The organism is Thiohalorhabdus sp., assembly GCF_036628635.1.
In the GTDB taxonomy this organism is placed as follows: domain Bacteria; phylum Pseudomonadota; class Gammaproteobacteria; order Thiohalorhabdales; family Thiohalorhabdaceae; genus Thiohalorhabdus.
Genome location: NZ_JAZKRM010000053.1, coordinates 1 through 14,500, shown reverse-complemented (window position 1 = coordinate 14,500; position 14,500 = coordinate 1). Strand labels below are relative to the sequence as shown.

The window sequence follows — 14,500 nt, the reverse complement described above, 5'->3', positions numbered from 1 at the left end:
CCGGCCCGGTAGAGCTTGGCGCAGGCCAAGTCGTCCTTGCCCTGGGCCCAGTAGGCGGTGCCCAGGTTGTAATGGGCGGAGATGTGGTCGGGGTTGAGGCGCAAAGCCTCGCGGTAGGCCGCCATCTCTTTGGTGGTGTCACCGGTCTGGGCGTAAGCCACGCCCAGATTGTAGAAGGTCTTGGCCGACCGGGGGTTGAGCTCCCCGGCTCGGCGCAGGGCCGAGACCGCGCTGCCTGTCTCCTCGTCCTGATAGTAGGCAACCCCGAGCAAGAAGTGGGCATCGGCCAGACGGGGGTTGATGTCCAGGGCATTCTTGTAAAGGGCGATGGCGGCCTGCCACTGACCATCGCGGGCGAAGGTCTGGCCCTGCTGAAGAAAGTTACGCGCCTCGGTGGTGAGCGCGGTGTCCGAGGTGTTCGGGGTTGCGACGGCCGTGGGTCCGGCCATGAGCCACAGGATGCCGCCGAGGGCTGCCATTAACCGGCTGGCGGGCGGGAATCTGTGGGGGCTTGGGCTTGGTTCGGCGTGCGCCATTGGGCATATCCCCGGTCGCCGGTTGCGTCCCAGGATCGACCGCCGCGGTGTAAGGGGGCCGATCCGAGAAAGCGGAATAGGGTGACGGCTAGACGTAGATGTCCAGGCGTCCTCGCTCCCCCTGCGAAGAATTGTCCCCCGAGGAGTTGGCCTCGCTCCCGCCCTGGTTGGGGCTGATCCGCTGGTTGGCTTCCGGGACGGTAGCCTGGGGACGGTCTTCGGATTCCCGGGCCTGCCGAGCCGTTGCCTCCGAACCGCGCGAGGCGTTCTGGTAGGACGTATCGGCGAACACCGGGCCTGGATTGACGGGACTAATAGGCATGGGTTTTACCTCCGCATGATGGAATCTGCTCTACTGCAAACCCCTTTGTCAATACCCGGCAAGAATTTCCGGGGACAGGCCGCATGGGCCCTTCCATCCCCTGTAAAAAATCGAGGGAAAGGCAGGGAATGGCTAATAAAACGGATCGGCCGGGGTGGCACTGCCTTTGCTAGGGAAGGGGGGGTCAAGTGCGGCCCGTTTGCAACGATAAACCTTGTAGCGAGGAGGGGTGCCGTCCATGACCGACAACCCAGCCGAAACCATCTTCGAGCGCCTGGAAGCCGCCTACGACGGGCTGGCCACTTTCCTGGAGGAAGAGCGCAGCCATCTGCTGGCCCCGGACTGGAAGGCGCTGACCTGGGACCAGGAGCGCCGGCGGACGCTTACCGAGGCGGTTACCGAAGCCGATGCCGAGCGTCGCCGGCTGGCTGAAAGCCTCGGCCTGGAGCCGGAGACCCCCTTCCGGGATCTCCTTCCCTACGATTCCGGGCTGGAGCAGCGGCGCCAGGCCCTGCGCAGCCGCATCCCTGAGGTGCAGGCTTACAATCGGGAGAACACTCGCTTGCTCAAGGCGGCGATGGAGCGTAACGAGCGGCTGATCGCCCTGTTGAGCGGTTTGCCCGAGGACGGCGGGTATACCGCCGAAGGCGAGGCGCAGTCGTCCCCAGGGTCAGGCCTGATGTCGCGAAAGGCGTAACCATGCCGATCAACAACTCCCTGCAGAATGCCGTCACCGCCCTGACTGCTAACCAGTTGCGGATGGCCACTACCAGCAACAATGTGGCCAACGCCTCCACCGAGGGGTATTCGCGGCAGCGCCTGGAGGCCGGCTTCCGGCCCGACAACGTCCAGGGCGACACGCGCTTCGGCTCCGGGGTGGACGTGGGCAATGTCCAGCGCATGGTCAGCGATTACCTGATCCGCAGCGAGGTGGACCAGGCAGCCCGTCTGGGCGGTACGGAGCTGCGCGCGGAGCTCGCGGGCCGGCTGGACAATATGTTCTCCGAGGCCGACGGCACCGGCATCGCCGGCGGCATGGAGCAGCTGTTCTCCGCCGTCAACGACCTGGCCAACAACCCCACCGGCTCCGCCGAACGCAGCCAAGTGCTACAGAGCGGCGAGCAGCTGAGCACCGCCTTCAACCAGCGGGACCAACGCCTGCAGGACCTGCAGCTGGAGATCGACCGCCGGGTCACCGACACAGTGGACGGGATCAACCGCGATTTGGCCGAGATCGCCGATCTCAACCGCCGGATCCAGGAGGCCGAGGCCGCCACCGACGGTGAAGCCCTGCGCATGCGCGACGAGCGCGACCTTCTGACCAAGGAGGTGGCGGAGAAGGTGGGCATTAACTACCACGAGACCAGCGAGGGCAGCTACAACATCCAGCTCCAGGGCGGCGGCCATTCCCTGGTCCAGGGAGCGGAGCACTACGAGCTGGGCCGGGCCGGCGACAACCGCTCCACCGGACCCAGCTCGGGCAGCTCCGGGTTCGAGACCTTCGCCGGCATCCAGCTCGAGGAGCGCACGCAGGTGGATCTGACTGCCGATCTCCAGGAAGGCCAGGGGGAGCTGGGCGCCATGCTCACCCTGCGCGACGACACCGTGGTGGACCTGCGCAACCGGCTCGACAACATGGCCCGTTCGGTGGTGGAAGAGGTGAACAAAGTCCATTCCGGGGGGGTGGGGCTGAACTACCAGGACGCCATGGTGGGCTCCTATTCTATCAACGATACCGGCGACCCCATCGCCGATGCCACTAATGGCCTACCTTCAGGCGACCTGTTCCAGTCGGGGGACCTGGAGCTGGCCGTGCACAATCAGTCCACTGACGAAATCGAGATGGTGACCGTCGCGTTCAACGGCGACGAATCCCTTACCGACGCGCAGAGCAAGATCAATACTGCCGTTAATGGCGCCGCCACGGCATCACCCTGGCTGAACAACGCTGACCTGCAAGCCAACATTACGTCCGAAAGCCACTTGGAGTTGACTACGAATTCCAACGTCGATTTTGCCGTTAAAGAAGACTCCAGCAACCTGTTCGCCGCCACTGGTATCAATAACTTCTTTACCATGAAGAACGGCAACCAGGCGGCCCAGCAAACCGGGCCCTTCGATGCCATCCGCTCTGCCGAGGGGCTGCCCTCCGCCACACAGTCCTTGGACTTATCCGGAGAGTTCGAAATCGACGATGGCAGTACGTCGGGGACGGTGACGGTTAACCCTGCCGATTCCCTAGCGGATTTGGAATCGAAAATTAACGGCTTGGGTCTGGATTTAACCGCTAGCGTAAACGACAAAAATCAGCTCCGGCTGCAAGCGGATCCCGGGGTTGCCGCTAGCGAGATCAACTTTGAGAAAGACACCGCGGGGGTGATGGACCGGTTGGGGCTAGCCGAAGGCAACTCGGCGGCCACCGAGATCGCTTTGGATCCGGCGGTGGCCAACAGCCCCAAGCGGGTGGCGGCCGGCCAGCTCACCCCCCGTCTGGACGACCAGGGGAATCGGCAAGTCGATTCCGATAGCGACAGCATCTTTGAGCTCGGAATCAGCGACAACCAGACCGCCAACGAATGGGCCGATCTGCGCGACGCCAAGCTGGACATCTCCGAGCGCCCGGAAACACCCACGCTTACCTTTGCCGAGCACTACGCGGGCACGGTGGGCACCGCCGGCGACGAGAAGGCCACCGCCGACAATCTCCAGCAGCACCAGCGCAACGTCATGGACCAGATCAACAACCAGCGCGAGCAGCACTCCGGCGTCAACATCGACGAGGAGATGACGGACATGCTCAATTTCCAGCGCGGCTATCAGGCGGCTTCGAAGGTGATCTCCACCGCCGATGAGATGTTCGCCAGCCTGCTGCAATCGGTGTGAGGCAAAACCGAAACCCGCGGCCGATCCGCAGGTGACGCCGATGAACGCAGATAAGACAATGCAGGATGCCTATCCGCCTGACTCAGGGATGGTGCTTGTGGGAGGGGCTACCAGCCCCGACCGGGACCGGGGGCTCTTCCTGTCGCGGCCAATGGCCGCTCCCACAGGCATCGAGGCCGAATTCCGGCCTGCTGCCTGACCGAACCGGATAGCCAATCAGGCATCAGCCTTCAAAAGGCCGGCGGCTTGGCCGTCATCTGCGGCCATCTGCGCCATCTATGGATAACGCCGTTTGCTTGTTTCTGCCCGGAGGACGAACCATGGTAGCCCGCGTTTCCAACCAGATGATGCTCGACACCATCCAGGGCGATCTGCGCCGGACCAATCAGCAGTTCTTCGAGGCCCAGCGCCGGGCGGCCACCGGCAAGCGGGTGGTCGATCCCAGCGACGACCCCACCGCCAAGCAGACCCTGATGATCAACCGCGATCAGCAGCAGTCGCTGGACACCTTCGACCGCAACACCTCGGCGGCGCGCAGCCAGTTCCGCGCCGCCGAGTCTTCCTTTGGGGAGGCCACCAACCTCGTGCAGCGGGCTCGCGAGCTGGCGGTCAAGGCCGCCAGCGACAGCAACACCTCCTCGGACCGCGAGGCCATCCAGGGCGAGGCCGAGCAGCTCATGGACCAGCTGGTGCAGGTGGCCAACCAGCGCGTCAATGGCAAGTCCCTGTTCGCCGGAACGGCCACCAACGATCCGGCGGTCCAGCTCGCGGAGACCGCCGACGGCAATTTCCAGTTCAGTTACCCGGGCAATTCCGGCGCCAGCGAGTACCGCATCGACGAGGACCAGCGGCTGGCCTTCGACCAGGCCATCAAGAAGCCGGACAGCGCCCTGCGCACCGCCCTGGACGCCATGGCCACGCTGTTGGAAGGCTTCCGGGCCGAGACCAGCGGCAGTGGCCGCTACACTTTCCTGCAGGCGCCCGAGGGGGCCGCCGATCCCACCGCTGCCCTGGGCGATTCCGCATCCGGGCTCAATACGCAAGCCTTCAACGATCGCAATGGCGACGGCGTGGTCGATACCAACGATTCTGGCAATCTCCGGATCCAGGTTTACGACAGCAGCGGCGGTTCCGTTTCCACCAACGACCTGACCATCGACCCGGCCAACGATCCCCTCAACGATACCGACGACGACCCCACCACCGGCGGCGCCAACGGCGACCTGGTCGACCGGATCGACGATATCGCCCAGCTGTCAGCCACCACCGACGCCGAGGGCCGGCTCCAGGTGGAGGCCGAGGAGGGCTACAGCTTCGCCATCACCGAGGACCAGACCAATCTGCAGGGCGTACTGGGCCTGGATACCTCCGCGGCCCAGGTGAAGAGCTCGCTGACCAAGATGGACGCTGCTGTAGAGGACCTGGCCGATGCCCGCGGCGAGCTGGGCACCAAGATGAACCGGCTGGACCTGGCCAGCCAGCGCCGCGAGGACCTCAAGGTGGAGCTGGAGACCATCCAGTCGGAACTCGGCGACGCCGACATCATGAAGGCCTACTCGGAGCTCACCCAGCGCCGCCAGACCCTCCAGGGGGCCATGCAGAGCTCGCTCATGTTGCAGCGGACCACCATTCTCAACCACCTCTAGCCGGGATCCCGGCGGACCCCAGAAGCCATTCACGGCGGGCAACGGCGACGATTCCCAGACCGACGGCCCTTTCCGCGACCTCGAGGACATGCTCGATACCGCTCGGCTCTACCACCGGGCTGGCAAGTACGAGGCCGCCGAGGACCTCTACTGGCAGGTTATGGAGCTGGACAATTCGCATCCCGAGCCCTACCACCTGCTCGGCATGATCGCCTTGCAGGCGCGCAAGCTTGACCCCGCCCGGCAGCTCATGCAGACGGCCCTGGAGTTAGACCCCGCAGAGCCCATCTACCACGCCAATATGGGCACGCGGCACTACCAGGCCGGCGACTACGCGGCCGCGGAAACCGAATACCGCCGGGCCGTGGAGCTTGACCCCGAGTACGCCGAGGCTCAGTTCAATCTCGGCATCCTGCTCAAGGAGCACCATCGCCTCCGCGACGCCGTGGAGCCCCTGGACGAGGCCGCCCGCATCCAGCCCGCCGCCAAGGCCTTCGCTCCTCTGGCCGAGGTCCTGATCCGCCTTGACCACTACGAGCAGGCCGACGAGGTCGCCCGCGCCGCCAACCAGCTCGGAACCCAGGACCGCTCGGGGAAGGGGTCCCTGGTCCGGGCCCTGCAGGGTTTGGGCCGGCCCCGCCAGGCCCTGACATGGGCCCGCGAGCTGGAGGCCGAGGCCCCGGATGTCGCCCATTATCACCAGATGTTGGCCACCACCTACATGGAGGCGGGCTTCCCTAACCAGGCCCCTGACGAGGCCCGGCGGGCCTACCAGCTCGATCCCCAAAACCCGCGCAACCACCCTACGCTGGCCCAGACCGCTGATGGCGGGCATGGACTGGGACGAGGCCCTCGAGATCAACGCCAAGGCCCTGGCGCTTGCGCCCGAGGACGAAGGTCTGCAGGCCCAGCGGGCCAACATCCTGGAGCAAAAGGGGCGGATCCGGGAGGCCTACGAGGTGGTCCGGCCCCTGATCAAGGACCGGGACCGGCACCCGATCGGCGCCCTGAATGTGTTCGGCAACATCGCCAAGTAGTTCGGGGCGGAAGAGGAGGCCGCCAAGCTTCTGGGTGACGCCCTGCGCAAGCCCGGGTTGCCGCGAACCCTCCAGATGGGGCTGTACTTCCAGCTCGGCGGCCTCCTGGACAAGGCCGGCGACTACGGTCGGGCCTTCGAGGCGTTTGAGCAGGCCAACGCGCTCAAGCCCCGGGAGTACCATCCCGAGCAGCAGGAGGCCCTTTTCCGCCGCATCCGGGAGCAGTACACCGCCGACTTCCTGGCCCGGGCGCCGCGGGCGGGGCACGGCTCCCGCCGGCCCATCTTCATCGTGGGCATGCCGCGCTCGGGCATAAGCCTCACCGAGCAGATCCTGGCCAGCCACCCGGACGTTCACGGCGCCGGGGAGCTGGAGGACATCGGCCCCTGCGTGAACCGCCTCGCCGAATACACCGGCTCCACCCGGGCCATGCCCGTGGCCGTCAACGATGCCACTTCCCAGGCCCTCGACCAGGCTGCCGGGGACTACCTGAACCGCCTCGCCGAGCTGGTCCCGGAGGAGACTCCTCGGGTCTCCGACAAGATGCCCCATAACTTCCTCAATCTTGGGGCCATGGCCCTGATGTTCCCCGAGGCCACCTTCATCCACACCCGGCGGGACCCACGGGATACCTGTTTGTCCTGCTACTTCCAGAACTTCCTGGCCCAGGGCCTGACCTTCGCCTACGACTTGCGCAGCCTGGGCCACTATTACCGGCTGTACGAGGGGCTCATGGCCCACTGGCGCGAGGCCCTGCCGGGGTCCCTGTACGACCTGCAATACGAGGAGCTGGTGGCCGACCCGGAAACCAAGGTGGCCGAGCTGCTCGACCACTGTGGCCTGGAATGGGACGACCGCTGCATGCGCTTCTTCGAGACCGACCGCGACACCAAGACCGCCAGCTACGACCAGGTGCGCAAGCCCCTCTACACCTCCTCCGCCGGCCGCTGGCAGCGCTACGCCGACCCCCTCGGCCCCCTGGTGGAGGAGCTGGGTCTGGAGAGTGAGGGCTGAGGACAAATGGCAATGGGGGCGCGGTCGCTGAGGCCGTCCCCCGCACTCCTGACAGGGCGGCGCGGAAAAAATTTTCGGCCGAGCCTAAAGTACCCCCAAGGGCTACCGACAAGGGAGGGGTGAACGGCCGGGCTGCGAGGAACCCCGGGTCGCAGCCGCCGCAAGTCTCAACCCGAAATCATTTAGGAGGGGTCCCAATGGCACTTTCCATTCAGACCAACGTGCAATCCATGATTGCGCAACAGAACCTGAAGGCGAACACCCAGGCCCTGGAGCAGAACCAGGAGCGGTTGTCCTCCGGGCTGCGCATCAACTCCGCCGCCGACGATCCGGCGGGGCTGGCCATCGCCAACCGCTTCACCGCCCAGATCCGCGGCCAGGATCAGGCCATCCAGAACGGCCAGGACGGCATCTCCCTGGCCCAGACGGCGGAGGGCGCCCTGGATGAAACCGGTAATATGCTCCAGCGCATGCGCGAGCTGGCCATCCAGTCGGCGAACTCAACCAACTCCGCTTCGGACCGCGAGTCCCTGCAAGCGGAGGTGAATCAGATGCAGCAGGAGATCGATCGGATCGCCAACAATACCACCTTCAACGATCAGAACATCCTGGACGGCAGCCTAAGCAATGCCCAATTCCAAGTGGGCGCCAACGCGAACGAGACCATCAATTTCGGCGTTGATGCAGCGGGCACTGCGGACCTAGGGGTGCATAGCCGGACCCTGGACAATACCAACGCTAATCAAGGCACCGGTGCGGTTTCCACTGCTGCTGCTGACCTAGGTAGCATTACGGAGCCTATCCAGCAGCAGACGGTCACCATCAATCACGCCGACGGTTCAAAGGATGTGCCCCAGACTCAAACGGGCGATTCGGCCAAGGACATTGCCGCCTCCATTGACGAGCTTAGTGGCGAGACCGGCGTAAGTGCGGAGGCAAGCACGCAGGCGACCTTGGGCAATCTCCAAACGGACGGCACGGTCTCCTTCGATTTGGGCAGCAGCGCGGGCGGCTCTGCCAGTGTGTCGGCCTCGGTGACCACCGGCGATATTTCGGCATTGGCGGACGCCATTAACGCCGAAACCGGCAAGACCGGCATTTCCGCGGAAGTGGGCTCTGATACATCGACCCTCTCGCTCAAGGAGAGCGAGGGGGCCGATATCCAGGTGTCGAACTATACGCATAGCAGTGGTACTGCGGGTGATTCAATTGATCTAAGCGATCCGGACAGTCAAGCCACTACTCTTGAGGGTGATGGGGGTGATAATGCGGCTATTGCGACCGGAACCCTCGATCTGACCTCCGAGGATTCCTTCTCCGTCCAGTCGAATGTGGCCAATAGTGCGGGCAGTGTGGTCGACGCGGCTACTGCGGGTAACGCGGTCAATTCGAGCGAAGAGAATGTGAATGGCGTCGATATTGGCTCTGTCCAGGGGGCCAATGATGCGATTAGCGTTCTCGACACCGCCATCCAACAAGTCTCGGGGATTCGGGCGGATCTCGGGGCGGTGCAGAACCGGTTCGACTCCACCATCGCCAACCTGGAGACGGCCAACCAGAACTTCACGGAATCTCGCAGCCGGATCCAGGACGCCGACATCGCCAAGGAGGCGGCGGAGCAGACGCAGAACAACATCCGCCGTCAGGCCGCTTCCTCGGTGCTGGCGCAGGCCAACCAGAACCAGCAGATCGCCCTGCAGCTGCTCGGCGGCGGCTGACGCCAACGGGAGGAGCCCGGCTCCGGCCGGGCCCTTCCCCGAGGGGGCCCGAGGCCCCTTCCGGGAAGGGCGCCCTCCCCGGGGCGCTCCGGGATCTGGATCCGGGCGGGTCGCGCCCGCCGCTAAAAACGCGAGGAACTTGCCATGAGCTCGGCCCTGACCAGCCCAACCGAGACCATGCCCCGGCCGAGCCCGCCACCGGCGGGCGATCGCAGCGAGGTCCGGTCGCCACAGCCCGACGGCGGCAGCGCCTCGCGCCTGGAAAGGGCGCAGGCGCGCCAAATCCAGAACCAGAGCCCGAGCCGTTCCCAATCGGTCGGGGCGTCGGCCCAAGCGGGCTCGGCCCGGGACGCGGGCCCGAGTGGCGGGAATGAGCGGGATGCGGTGAAGGACGCGATGGCCGACCTGCGGCGCCAGCTCGGCACCACCCTGGATTTCGAGATCGATGAGGAGCTGGACCGGCCCATCGTCCGGGTCCGGAACCCGGAGACCGAGGAGGTGATCCGCCAGATCCCCCCGGAGGAGATGCTCGCGGTGGCTCGCCAGCTGCGGGAGGAGCACAACGCAGAGCCCCAGGGCGTGCTTTTGGACGTCCAGCGCTAACCCAACGAGGTGGTAGCTAACCATGGCTATCGGCACCATCAGTAACGTCTACCCGGGCGGTGAGCGGCCCAGCGGGTTGCCAGCCGACATCACTCAAAGGCTGGTGGACGCCAAGCGGCAGCAGGTTGTCCAGCCCCTGGAGGCGGATCGCCAGGAGCTGTCGTCCCAAACCGAGCTCATGAAAAAGCTCAACAGCGTGACCCAGTCCGTGGGCGATGCTGCCGGTAAGCTGAACGGTCCGTCGGATCTAAAGGCCTATTCGGCTAGCTCCAGTAACGGCAGCGCCATCTCCGTGGGCATTGAGGGGGCGCCTTCAGAGGGCAGCTACCGGGTGGACGTGACCCAGGTGGCCCAGGCCCACAACCATCTGGTAGGTGCTTCGGATGGCACCGACGACGCCACGGTGACCGCTGGGGTTACGGATCCCGACGACGCAGCAGCGATCAATGACGGGATCGAGGTCAGCTTCGCCCACGGTGGCTCCGACTACACCTACACCACTGACAGCGACACCACACTCAACGACCTCGCCAGCACCATCCGGGAGGCGGACAACGGGGTCCAGGCCTCGGCGGTAAACATCGGCACCTCCGACAGCCCCGCCTATGCCCTCCAGCTCAAGAGCGAGACCACCGGCGGCGGCAGCGAACAGCGCATCACCGATACCACGGGCGCCACGGGTCTCCAGATCACCGACACCAATGGCAACAGCGCCTCCCTGTTCAGCGGCGGCACCGAGCAGGAGGAGGCCCAGGCTGGTCAGAATGCCGGCCTGACGGTGGACGGGGTGGCTTATACGCGAAGCACCAACGAAATCACTGACGTCATCGACGGGCTCACCCTCAACCTCCGGGAGGCGACCAGTACCGAGGCCACCATCGATGTCAGCCGCACCCCCGACCAGGCGAGCCAGAGCATGCAGGCGATGGTGGATGCGGTGAATAAGGTCGGCGGCTTCATCGACCAGAACACTAGCTACGATCCGGAAACCGGCGAGGCTGGCCCCCTGATAGGCAATTCCACGGTCCGGCAGGTGGACTCGGCCCTGCGGCAGACCTTGGGGGAGCAGGTTCCGGGCACCGAGAATCAGGACCTGCAATACCTCAACCAGGTAGGGGTTTCCTTCGATCGCCAGGGCCAGCTGACCTTCGACGCCAAGAAATTCGAGCAGGCCCTGAGCGAACAGCCGGACCAGGTCCAGAATCTGCTTACCGGCGACGAGGGTGCCATGGCTCGCCTGAGCGAGCGGATCGATGGCCTCACTAACTCTACGGATGGCGCCATTACGGCGGCTCTCGATAGCTTAGACAGCCGGGATAGCCGCCTCCAGGACCAGATCGAAGAAGCCAAGAATCGGGTCCAGGGGTATGACCAGCGGATCAGCGACCGTTACGCCCAGCTGGAGAAGACGGTCATTGAGCTGCAGGGGATTGAGGACAACATCAGCCAGATCATTGGCGGCGCTTCATCAGGAGGTTAAGCATGTCATATAACTCCATCGGCGCTTACCGCCGGACCCAGGTCGAGACGGCGCGCCCCGAAGAGGTCCTCCTCCAGCTCATGGAGAAGGCGGTGCGCCATGCCCGCCAAGGCCAGGCTCGTGGCGAGGCTAAAGATCCAGTCGGGGCCCGAGAGCACGCGGTTCGCCTTTTGAACATCGTTACCGAGCTAGACGGCTCCTTGGACCGGGAGCAAGGTGGTGAGCTCGTAGAGGAGCTCCAGGCCCTCTACGCCTACCTGATCCGCGAGATCAGCGAGGGCAACCGAAAGGGCGAGTTTGAACGCTTAGCCGATGTGGAGTCCGTCCTGCGAACCCTCTACCAGGGGTGGAAGGACGCCGTGGCCGAGCTCCAGGAGCAGGCCGGTGACAACGCGGCTCCGGCCGCGGCGGGCCAAAGCGTGTGATTCCCATGGCGGCAACGGACACCAACTGGCCGGAACGGGCCGGGGCGCTTGCCGAGGAGGTGGCCGAGCTGGCGGCCACCATCGAGAACCAAGGGCTGCCGGATGATCCCGCCGATGCCGCCAGCGGCTACCTCGAGCGGGTGCGCGGCCTTCTGGACGAGATCCGGGCCACCGGCACCGAGTCGCCCGGCTCCCAAACCCGCGATGCCCTCCAGGCCCTCGCCCGGTCCAACGCCCTCCTTCGAGACCTCTACCAGCGCAATCTGACGGGCCTGGCGGAGCAGCGGATCGAGCTCCACCACGCCGGGCGCGCCCTGCGTGGCTACGCCGCCAATGCCGGTCCCACCGGGTCGCGTTACCTCGACGACCAGGGCTGACCCTCTCGCCGTTCCCCCCGATCCATGCCGGATCTGCTAGGCTCCGCGGTAGGTAAAACGTTGCCGAGGAGCACCCATGAGCCAGGAGGACACCCCAAACGGTGCCCCCGAAGGCGATCCCGAGGCCGGTGACGGCTCGGGCGACGAGGGTTTCTACGTCCAGGACCTGGCCTTCCGCTCTGGGGTGGTGCCCGATCAGGTCCCCGGGGCGATGGCCGTAGCCGCGGCTTTGGGCGGCTGCGATCCGCCACGGGCGAGGGAAGGGCTCGCCTATTGCGATCTGGGCTGAGGCGACGGCACGACCGTGAACGCCCTGGCGTCGGTGTTTCCGGAGGCCAGTTTCGTGGGTGTGGACTTCAACCCGGGCCACATCCGCAAGGCCCGGGCAACGGCCGCCGAGTGCGGTCTGACCAATGCCCGCTTCGTCCAGGCTTCCTCCGATGAGCTTCTGGCCCAGGACCTGCCCACCTTCGACATGGTTGCCATGCACGGGACCTACGCATGGCTGGAGGAGTCCCTGGCGAAGGCGGTCCGGGGCTTTTTGACGGAAAAGCTGCGCGCCGGGGGCTGTTCTACGTGGAGTACGCCAGCCTGCCGGGCAAGGTTTGGGTGGAGCCCTTCTGGCGCCTGATCCAGACCCTATTGCGCCGGAGGCTGGTTCCGACAGCCGGGACCGGGCACGGCAGCCCCTGGAGCTGACCGAGAAGCTTGCCGGCCGAGGCATGCGGTATCTCGACGCCCATTGGCCTGCGCGCAATGGGGCCAATAGCTACCTTAAGAACGGGCGCAGCCAGCCCTATACGGTGGATCGTTTCGCCCACAATGCCCTGGCCAGCGGCTTCCCCCCCGCTATTTCACGGATATGTACGACGAAATGGACGCCGCGGGCCTCCGCTACGCCGGTCGCACCGCCCTAGGCTTGAACTGGACGGACGCCAGCGTGCCCCCCGCCCAGGTGTCCAGCCTGCTGCCCTACAAGGACGACGCTCGTCTGCGGGAACTGCTCAAGGACTACATCCACAATGAACAGCAGCGGCGCGACGTCTTCGCCCGAAAAGGGTCGGAGGAGGGCGAGCCAGAGGCATTCCTTGCCGGCGAGGTGGCCCTGCTGGCCTGTCGCCCAGCGGCCAATATGGCGCGCTCTCTGACCCCTCCGGGGGGCGAAACGGTCCCCCTGGAGGGGCCGGCCACGAGGCCGTCATCCAGTACGCCGACGAGAAGGCCGTCACCGCAATGACGGTAGCGGCCGCGGAGGGCCTTCCCGTTGACCGGGTGCGACGGGCGGCCATGCGCCTTTTGGCCACGAACCAGTTCTTCCTGTGCTTGACGCCCTCGCAAACGGCCCCCGCCGAGCCTGGCGAGGTGTCGGGTATTTCTCTGCCCAATCCGTTAAACCGGCTCCGGTTGCAGGACGCCGGCGATCAGTTGCATCAGGTCATGCTGGTCTCGCCGGTAACGCGCGGTCCCGCCATTCCCGTTTTTCCCGCAGAGGCGGTCCTGTTCCAGGCCGCGCTGTCCAACGGCGGCTTCGACGGCGCCGTCCAGAAAGCCCAGCAGGAGCTTGCGGGCCGGCGAACCCTCCTGCAGGTCGGCAAGGACCCGAAGCCGGCGGAGGAGATCCCCGCCCAGGCCCTTCAACGGCTCCTGGCCGCCCTGCGCGGCCGCAAGCTTCTGAACATGTTCCGCCTGGGCATCGCCGAGCCCGCCGGCTGAGCGCCCCTTCTTTCCCCTTGGCAGAATGTTTGCACTTCCCGGGCCGGGTGCCGGTGAGGAGTGAGGCGTGAGGGGCCGAGGCGAAAACGGCGTTATCCGCAGATGCCGCCGATAACCACAGATGGTACGGCAGAACCGACCGCCTAAGCCGGGTCCTGTAATTAGCTTCGCCTTTGCCTTCATCTGCGGCCTTCTGCGAAATCTGCGGATAACCCCTTTGACGTTGCCGTTACACCTCACCTCCCACGCCTCACCGAGACACCGACAACAGCGTTCGCCAAACTTTTGACAGGCGTCAATTCCGCGACGAGGGCTTATGGATTCGGATCAGGTCGTCTACATTTCCGGACGTGCCCTGGAAGTGACCCTCATGGTGGCTGGCCCCATGCTGGGCGCCGCCCTCGTTTTCGGCCTGATGATCGCCATTTTTCAGGCGGTCACCCAGATCCAGGAGATGACCCTGACCTTCATCCCCAAGATCGTGGCGGTGTTCATAGCCGCCATGGTGTTCGCTTCCTGGATCCTCCATACCCTGGTGAGCTTCACCACCGACCTCTACCAGTCCATTCCCTCCATGGTCGCGGGGGGATGAGCCGGCGGCGAGGGGGCTGAATGGAGGCCTTGGGGCTCACCTACGCCGACCTGTTCGCCGGCTTGCTGGTGTTTGTGCGGGTCATGGCCTTCGTGGCGGTGGCGCCCCTGTTCTCCAACGAGGCCATCAACGCCCGGGTCCAGATCCTGCTGGG

15 protein-coding genes and 2 pseudogenes are annotated in these 14,500 nt (G+C 65.3%); 15 read left to right on the top strand and 2 right to left on the bottom strand.

Annotated features, from left to right (window positions below):
• On the bottom strand, positions 1 to 479 hold a 479-nt coding region (locus V5A19_RS12265; RefSeq protein WP_332319402.1), incomplete at its 3' end, for a tetratricopeptide repeat protein.
• A gap of 145 nt (positions 480 to 624) precedes the next feature.
• On the bottom strand, positions 625 to 858 hold the full coding sequence (locus V5A19_RS12260) for a hypothetical protein (RefSeq protein ID WP_332319403.1): 234 nt from the start codon (positions 856 to 858) through the stop codon (positions 625 to 627).
• Positions 859 to 1,096: 238 nt separating this feature from the next.
• Here V5A19_RS12260 and V5A19_RS12255 point away from each other — a divergent pair, with 238 nt between their 5' ends.
• The 15 genes and pseudogenes from V5A19_RS12255 (at position 1,097) to fliQ (ending at position 14,346) form a co-directional block, all read left to right on the top strand.
• Positions 1,097 to 1,555: a flagellar protein FlgN gene (locus tag V5A19_RS12255; RefSeq protein ID WP_332319404.1), complete on the top strand. Its 459-nt coding sequence runs from the start codon at positions 1,097 to 1,099 to the stop codon at positions 1,553 to 1,555.
• 2 nt (positions 1,556 to 1,557) lie between these two features.
• Positions 1,558 to 3,741, top strand: coding sequence for a flagellar hook-associated protein FlgK (gene flgK / locus V5A19_RS12250; protein ID WP_332319405.1), 2,184 nt, complete (start codon positions 1,558 to 1,560; stop codon positions 3,739 to 3,741).
• Positions 3,742 to 4,061: 320 nt separating this feature from the next.
• Complete coding sequence (flgL, locus tag V5A19_RS12245) at positions 4,062 to 5,387, top strand: flagellar hook-associated protein FlgL (RefSeq protein ID WP_332319406.1); 1,326 nt, start codon at positions 4,062 to 4,064, stop codon at positions 5,385 to 5,387.
• 88 nt (positions 5,388 to 5,475) lie between these two features.
• Positions 5,476 to 6,462, top strand: coding sequence for a tetratricopeptide repeat protein (locus V5A19_RS12240; protein ID WP_332327841.1), 987 nt, complete (start codon positions 5,476 to 5,478; stop codon positions 6,460 to 6,462).
• A gap of 19 nt (positions 6,463 to 6,481) precedes the next feature.
• Positions 6,482 to 7,438: a sulfotransferase family protein gene (locus tag V5A19_RS12235; RefSeq protein ID WP_332319408.1), complete on the top strand. Its 957-nt coding sequence runs from the start codon at positions 6,482 to 6,484 to the stop codon at positions 7,436 to 7,438.
• Positions 7,439 to 7,635: 197 nt separating this feature from the next.
• The gene (locus V5A19_RS12230; RefSeq protein ID WP_332327840.1) at positions 7,636 to 9,156 is read left to right on the top strand and encodes a flagellin N-terminal helical domain-containing protein; all 1,521 of its coding nucleotides are present in this window, start codon (positions 7,636 to 7,638) and stop codon (positions 9,154 to 9,156) included.
• 144 nt (positions 9,157 to 9,300) lie between these two features.
• On the top strand, positions 9,301 to 9,759 hold the full coding sequence (locus V5A19_RS12225; RefSeq protein ID WP_332319410.1) for a flagellar protein FlaG: 459 nt from the start codon (positions 9,301 to 9,303) through the stop codon (positions 9,757 to 9,759).
• Positions 9,760 to 9,781: 22 nt separating this feature from the next.
• Entirely contained in the window at positions 9,782 to 11,239 is a 1,458-nt protein-coding gene (gene fliD, locus V5A19_RS12220) for a flagellar filament capping protein FliD (protein ID WP_332327839.1), read from the top strand.
• A 2-nt stretch (positions 11,240 to 11,241) separates the two neighbouring features.
• Positions 11,242 to 11,664: a flagellar export chaperone FliS gene (gene fliS, locus V5A19_RS12215; protein ID WP_332327838.1), complete on the top strand. Its 423-nt coding sequence runs from the start codon at positions 11,242 to 11,244 to the stop codon at positions 11,662 to 11,664.
• A 5-nt stretch (positions 11,665 to 11,669) separates the two neighbouring features.
• Positions 11,670 to 12,041 (top strand): hypothetical protein, encoded by a 372-nt coding sequence (locus tag V5A19_RS12210; protein WP_332319413.1) that lies wholly within the window; start codon positions 11,670 to 11,672, stop codon positions 12,039 to 12,041.
• Positions 12,042 to 12,117: 76 nt separating this feature from the next.
• The gene (locus tag V5A19_RS12205; RefSeq protein WP_332319414.1) at positions 12,118 to 12,330 is read left to right on the top strand and encodes a hypothetical protein; all 213 of its coding nucleotides are present in this window, start codon (positions 12,118 to 12,120) and stop codon (positions 12,328 to 12,330) included.
• Between the two features lie 12 nt (positions 12,331 to 12,342).
• Positions 12,343 to 12,672 (top strand): annotated as a pseudogene (locus V5A19_RS12200) (class I SAM-dependent methyltransferase); the annotation flags it as partial.
• Between the two features lie 225 nt (positions 12,673 to 12,897).
• Positions 12,898 to 13,278: pseudogene (locus V5A19_RS12195) on the top strand (methyltransferase regulatory domain-containing protein); the annotation flags it as partial.
• Positions 13,275 to 13,754 carry a hypothetical protein gene (locus tag V5A19_RS12190; protein ID WP_332319416.1) on the top strand — a complete coding sequence of 160 codons (480 nt, stop codon included), beginning with the start codon at positions 13,275 to 13,277 and terminating at the stop codon, positions 13,752 to 13,754. The pseudogene V5A19_RS12195 and the gene V5A19_RS12190, both read left to right, overlap by 4 nt.
• A 316-nt stretch (positions 13,755 to 14,070) precedes the next feature.
• The gene (gene fliQ, locus V5A19_RS12185; protein ID WP_332319417.1) at positions 14,071 to 14,346 is read left to right on the top strand and encodes a flagellar biosynthesis protein FliQ; all 276 of its coding nucleotides are present in this window, start codon (positions 14,071 to 14,073) and stop codon (positions 14,344 to 14,346) included.
• The last annotated feature ends 154 nt before the right edge of the window (positions 14,347 to 14,500 follow it).

Excerpts from the sequence above, each read along its gene's own strand:
- fliD (WP_332327839.1), top strand. The coding sequence starts at position 9,782 with ATGGCTATCGGCACCATCAGTAACGTCTACCCGGGCGGTGAGCGGCCC.
- V5A19_RS12190 (WP_332319416.1), top strand. The coding sequence starts at position 13,275 with ATGACGGTAGCGGCCGCGGAGGGCCTTCCCGTTGACCGGGTGCGACGG.
- flgL (WP_332319406.1), top strand. The coding sequence starts at position 4,062 with ATGGTAGCCCGCGTTTCCAACCAGATGATGCTCGACACCATCCAGGGC.
- V5A19_RS12210 (WP_332319413.1), top strand. The coding sequence starts at position 11,670 with ATGGCGGCAACGGACACCAACTGGCCGGAACGGGCCGGGGCGCTTGCC.
- V5A19_RS12255 (WP_332319404.1), top strand. The coding sequence starts at position 1,097 with ATGACCGACAACCCAGCCGAAACCATCTTCGAGCGCCTGGAAGCCGCC.
- V5A19_RS12205 (WP_332319414.1), top strand. The coding sequence starts at position 12,118 with ATGAGCCAGGAGGACACCCCAAACGGTGCCCCCGAAGGCGATCCCGAG.
- V5A19_RS12260 (WP_332319403.1), bottom strand. The coding sequence starts at position 858 with ATGCCTATTAGTCCCGTCAATCCAGGCCCGGTGTTCGCCGATACGTCC.
- V5A19_RS12225 (WP_332319410.1), top strand. The coding sequence starts at position 9,301 with ATGAGCTCGGCCCTGACCAGCCCAACCGAGACCATGCCCCGGCCGAGC.
- fliQ (WP_332319417.1), top strand. The coding sequence starts at position 14,071 with ATGGATTCGGATCAGGTCGTCTACATTTCCGGACGTGCCCTGGAAGTG.
- V5A19_RS12230 (WP_332327840.1), top strand. The coding sequence starts at position 7,636 with ATGGCACTTTCCATTCAGACCAACGTGCAATCCATGATTGCGCAACAG.
- flgK (WP_332319405.1), top strand. The coding sequence starts at position 1,558 with ATGCCGATCAACAACTCCCTGCAGAATGCCGTCACCGCCCTGACTGCT.
- fliS (WP_332327838.1), top strand. The coding sequence starts at position 11,242 with ATGTCATATAACTCCATCGGCGCTTACCGCCGGACCCAGGTCGAGACG.
- V5A19_RS12240 (WP_332327841.1), top strand. The coding sequence starts at position 5,476 with ATGCTCGATACCGCTCGGCTCTACCACCGGGCTGGCAAGTACGAGGCC.